4 protein-coding genes are annotated in these 4,191 nt (G+C 68.1%); 1 reads left to right on the plus strand and 3 read right to left on the minus strand.

All coding sequences use genetic code 11. The features are described from left to right. Positions 1–311: 311 nt before the first annotated feature. Positions 312–1,313 (plus strand): nitronate monooxygenase family protein, encoded by a 1,002-nt coding sequence (locus WCJ52_RS11955; RefSeq protein ID WP_336903534.1) that lies wholly within the window; start codon positions 312–314, stop codon positions 1,311–1,313. Positions 1,314–1,373: 60 nt separating this feature from the next. Here WCJ52_RS11955 and WCJ52_RS11960 read toward each other — a convergent pair whose 3' ends face one another. From WCJ52_RS11960 to WCJ52_RS11970, 3 genes are all read right to left on the minus strand, one after another. Beyond that, positions 1,374–2,801, minus strand: coding sequence for an MFS transporter (locus tag WCJ52_RS11960; protein ID WP_336903535.1), 1,428 nt, complete (start codon positions 2,799–2,801; stop codon positions 1,374–1,376). A gap of 74 nt (positions 2,802–2,875) precedes the next feature. After that, a complete protein-coding gene (locus WCJ52_RS11965; protein WP_336903536.1) occupies positions 2,876–3,301 on the minus strand; it encodes a hypothetical protein in 426 nt (141 codons plus the stop codon). A 58-nt stretch (positions 3,302–3,359) separates the two neighbouring features. Continuing rightward, the gene (locus WCJ52_RS11970; protein WP_336903537.1) at positions 3,360–3,998 is read right to left on the minus strand and encodes a S24 family peptidase; all 639 of its coding nucleotides are present in this window, start codon (positions 3,996–3,998) and stop codon (positions 3,360–3,362) included. Positions 3,999–4,191 lie beyond the last annotated feature (193 nt).

Here is a 4,191-nt window from a genome sequence, read left to right on the forward strand (position 1 = left end):
TGACCCCCTCCGTCGCGCTGCGCGCGCCACCTCCCCCTGATGGGGAGGAATTAGGGCGGTAATGGCTCCACCTCAGGGGGAGCTGTCGGCGTAGCCGACTGAGGGGGTCAACGGCGGCTCAGTTGACCCCCTCCGGACCGGTCCACCTCGCCCAAAGAAGGGGAGGGATCGCGCATTCAGGGGTGCCCCCTTTCCCCCGCTGGCTGGAGAGTTAGAATGGGGGCTTGCCGGTCACCGGCGGCGGGGGCATTGCCAATTCTCCGTTTTATTGTACGATGTAAATCATAATGTCTCAGAACAGGAATTCTCCCTTGGCCCTGCCCCCCATTCTCTCCCAGCGCCTGCGCCTGCCCGTCATCGCCTCGCCGCTGTTCATCATTTCCGGACCCGAACTCGTCATCGCCCAGTGCAAGGCAGGCGTTGTCGGTTCCTTCCCGTCGTTGAACGCCCGGCCCATCAGCCAGCTGGACGAGTGGCTGGCCCGGATCACCGAGGAACTGGCCGACTGGGACCGGAAGAATCCGGACCGTCTCTCCGCGCCCTTCGCCGTGAACCAGATTGTCCACAGGACGAACAACCGGCTCGATGAGGACGTCGCCCTCTGCAAGAAATACAATGTGCCGCTGGTCATCACCTCGCTGGGGGCCAATGTCGACATGAACATCGAGATCCATTCCTGGGGCGGCGTCATCCTGCATGACGTGATCAACGACAAGTTCGCCCGCAAGGCTGTGGAGAAGGGCGCTGACGGCCTGATCCCCGTAGCGGCCGGGGCCGGCGGCCATGCTGGCGGCCTGTCGCCCTTCGCCCTGATGCAGGAGCTGCGCCAGTGGTTCGACGGGCCGATCGCCCTGTCGGGAGCCATCGCCTGCGGCCGCTCGGTCCTGGCCGCCCAGTCCATGGGCGCGGACCTGGCCTATATGGGCTCGGCCTTCATCGCGACGAAGGAGGCCAACGCCGTCCAGGGCTACAAGGACATGATCGTCGAGAGCTCGGGTGAGGATATCGTCTATTCGAACCTCTTCACCGGCGTGCATGGCAACTATCTGCGGCCCTCCATCGAGCGGGCGGGCCTGGACCCGGAAAACCTGCCCCAGGCGGACCCCTCGAAGATGAACTTTGGTTCGGGCGGCAATACCGAGGCCAAGGCCTGGAAGGACATCTGGGGCTGCGGCCAGGGCATTGGCGTGCTCAACGACATCCCCTCGGTGGCCGACTATGTCGACCGGCTGGCGGCGGAGTACGAGGCGGCCAAGGCCGAGCTGGCGGCCAAGACGGCCCTGACCTCGGGACGTCACCTGGCGGCGGTCTGATCCGCCTGACCGAACCCGAAAACGGGGGCGGGGCCTAGGCTCCGCCCCTTTTTTCAAGCCTCAAGCTCGGCCGTTCATCTCGTCGCCGGCGTCGCGGGGCAGGCGTAGGTAGAAGGCCAGGGCGATGAAGGTCACGGCGCCGATGACCAGGAAGATGGGCGCGATGACGTCCACGGTCAGGGTTTTCACCCCGTGCGCCTGCATGGAGATGTGCAGGAGGGTGGCGGCCAGGCCGATGCCGATGGACTGCACCAGCTGCTGGGCCATGGAGGAGAGGGTGGAGGCCCGGCTCATCTGGCCAGACTCGATCTCGGCATAGGCCAGGCCATTGAGGCTGGTAAACTGGAGGGACCGGAAGAAACCGCCAACCAGGAGGATGGCGGTGATGGCCAGGTGCGGTGTCGAGGCTGTGAAGCTGGCGCAGGCCATGAAGCTGAGGCCGACGATGACGGCGTTGACGGTCAGCACCTGCCGGAAGCCGTAGCGCCGCAGGATGGGCGGGGCGACAGTCTTCATGACCAGGGCCCCGGCGGCGCTGGCGAAGGTGAGCAGGCCGGCCTGGAGGGCGTTCATGCCCAGGGCGACCTGGAAGAGCAGGGCCAGGAGGAAGGGGTTGGCACCCATGGCCAGGCGCATGAAGCCGCCGCCCACCACCGAGGCCCGGAATGTGGCGATGCTGAACAGGCTGGTGTCGAGCACGGCGTGGGAATTGCCCCGGGCATAGCGCGCGTAGGCCCACAGGAGGCCAAGGCCCGAGGCGAACAGGCCAGCGACAGCCAGGGGCGGAAGGACGTCACGGCCAAGGTTCTCGAAGCCGAAGATCAGGGCGGCGAGGCCAAACCCGGTGAGGGCGACGCCTGGCCAGTCTATGGGTGCAACGTCCTGCTCGGCCACCTGGGGCACATGGCGCATGACCATGACGAGGCCCACGGCGGCGATGGGCAGGTTGATGTAGAAGATCCAGCGCCAGTCCGCGAAGGTGACGATGGCGCCGCCGAGGACAGGGCCGATTACCGGGCCAAGGAGGGCGGGCATGGTCAGGACCGACATGGCTCCGATGAGTTCAGACTTCGGCGTGGTGCGCAGGAGGACCAGGCGCCCCACGGGCCCCATCAGGGCGCCGGCCGCGCCCTGGGCGATTCGCGCCGCCACCAGGGTGGGCAGGGACACGGCGAGGCCGCAGGCCGCGGAGGCCAGGGCGTAGAGGACGATGGCGGCCAGGAAGACCCGCCGGGCACCGAACTTGTCCGCCGCCCAGCCGCTGATCGGCAGGCAGACGGCGGCGGCCAGCATGTACATGGTGATGGCGAGGTTGAGGCGAAGGGGCTCGACGTGCAGGGCCCGGGCCATGGTCGGCAGGGCGTTGGTCAGGACGGTGGCGTTCAGGGTCTGCATGAGCAGGGCCGAGCCGATGATGGCCGGCGTCACCCAACTCGCCTTTGGCGTCTGCGCAGGATCTGCGTCGATGGCGGGGGGTGCAAAGGACATGTCGTCCGGAAGACCTGAAAAACGGAACTGGCGTGCAATGTGTAACGTTCCCCCGTTCGGCCCCCCCTGCCAAGTCATTCCGGACCGCCCTCACTGGCTTCGAGGTCCCTGAGCGCCCGTCGGGCTGCCGCGGCGAGGCGGGTCAGGCGGCGGGCCGCTTGGCTGAATTCGGGGATGGCGACGGCGGCGCGATAGCCCGCCAGGTCCCGCCCGGCGCGCAGGGTGTGGCCCGAGACGGCCTGGGCCTCGACGGCGAGGGCCTCGAGACGGCCCCGGGGGCTGCGGCGCCAGGCCCTCTGGTTGGCGAGCCGGCGACGGGCGGCGGCGCGGAGCTCGGCCTCGGAGCGCAGGGGCGGCGGATCGGGATCGAAGCCCGAGAGGCAGACGCCGCTGCGCCTTTTCATGTCGGATTGCCAGGCTTCCAGGTGGGCGGCGTCAATGCGGCGCTCCACGGCCAGGCAGGCGTCGCGGTCAGGCGGGGGGGATCGGGGACAGGACATGGCAGCGACTGTAATAAAAATACAGCCATAGCCAAGTTTTGAGGACTTCCGTCTGCAGTTAGTCGCCGCTGAGCAGGATCCGGCGAGCCTGCCAAGGGGGTACGATGGCGGTGATGTGGGCGGCCCAGCGAAGCTGGGCGTCTCGCCGGGTGGGGCCGGCCAGGCTCTCCAGGTCGAAACGCCCCGGCGCGCCGCCGCGCAGCAGCCGCTTGACCAGGACCTCGCCGGTATCGAGCTCGACCACCACCACCTGGCCGAGCATGTCGGGACTGGGCGGGGTACGCTGGTCCTCGAAATAGATCAGGGCGCCATCGTCGGCGAGGCCACGCATGGAGTGACCGGTCACACGCAGGGCCACGGCACGCTCCGTTCCGCCGGGGGGCAGGGGAGCGAACTCCGGCTGGGCCTGGCCGCCGGCGAGGAGGACCTCGCCCCCGGGATCGGCACCGACCCGGCCAATGACCGGGGCCGGACCCGGCTGGCCCGCCGCGGGGCCCTGGGCGTCGTAGAGCCATTCCGCACGCACGTTGAAGGCCACGCCATAGTCCCGTGCCCGGCGCCAGGAGTAGGGCGCATTGCCGTTCTCGTTGGAGGCATAGGTATTGCGGTTCCAGCCATGCGCCTCCGCCGCCGCGGCGGCGGTCTCGAAGCCTGCATCAAGGCGGGCCTGGCGCAGGCGGGCGGCGCGGTTGTCCATGCCCCGACCCTAGCGATCCCCTGATGTATGTAAACTACAAAAAATATTTGCACGTTCACTGTATGTTCCATACGTTTTCGAGCATGAGCCAGAACCGACCCCCCAAACCCGGCGACGTCCAGACTTACGTCGCCCTGCGTCAGAGTGGGACGCACCCCGAGCGCGCCCGCACCGAACTGGACCTGCGCCCCGG

This window comes from Phenylobacterium sp. (assembly GCF_037138395.1).
Taxonomy (GTDB): Bacteria; Pseudomonadota; Alphaproteobacteria; order Caulobacterales; family Caulobacteraceae; genus Phenylobacterium.